Annotated in this window: 1 protein-coding gene; it reads left to right on the top strand. The window is 70.1% G+C overall.

Going from position 1 to position 732, the window contains the following annotated elements; genetic code table 11:
* The coding region (locus IEX33_RS19415; protein WP_229675436.1) for an AAA family ATPase at positions 1-732 on the top strand (732 nt) is incomplete at both ends.

The following is a 732-nucleotide window of genomic DNA, read 5'->3' as shown; positions in this document are numbered from 1 at the left end:
CCGCTGCTGGACGAGGCCGCCGAGCTGCTCGGCGAACTGGACCCGGCCGCAGGACGCGGGCTCGCGCAGCAGGAGCACGACCGTGCCCGCGACCTTGCCAACGCCAAGCAGACCCTGGTGAACATGCAGGCGGCAGGGGTGGATCCCCTGATGTCTGCCGAGGAACTGGCCGAGCAGAACCAGGAACAGGAAACGCGGCAAACCGCCGCAGAGCGCGCCACCAGCGACCGCACATGGGCCTTCGGCCACATCGTGGTTGATGAGGCGCAGGAGCTTTCACCCATGCAGTGGCGCCTGCTGGTCCGCCGCTGCCCCCTGAAGTCCTTCACCATCGTGGGGGACATCGCGCAGACCAGTTCGGTGGCCGGTGCCAACTCCTGGCAGGGCGCGCTCGCACCCATGTTCGGGGACCGCTGGCAGCTGGAGGAGCTGACGGTGAACTACCGCACGCCGTCCCAGATCGCCGAAGCCGCCGTCCGGATGGCCAACGCGGCCGGATTGGTGGTCTCGGCGCCCAAGGCTGTCCGCGAAGGACGCTGGTCGCCGGTCATCGACGAGGTGGATCCCGGCCAGGTGGTCAGCCGCCTGGTTGAGGTCCTGCCGGAGGAACTGGACGCGCTCGACGGCGGCCTGCTCGCCGTCATTGCCGACGGACACTTCCTGCCGGAAGCCACCGCCGCCCTGCGAGCCGCCCATGGACGCCGGGTGGGCACGGGTGCCGGCAGCTACGAG

Origin of the sequence: Pseudarthrobacter scleromae (assembly GCF_014644515.1) — a bacterium.
Classification (GTDB): domain Bacteria; phylum Actinomycetota; class Actinomycetes; order Actinomycetales; family Micrococcaceae; genus Arthrobacter; species Arthrobacter scleromae.
This window is presented reverse-complemented; position numbering and strand designations above follow the sequence as displayed.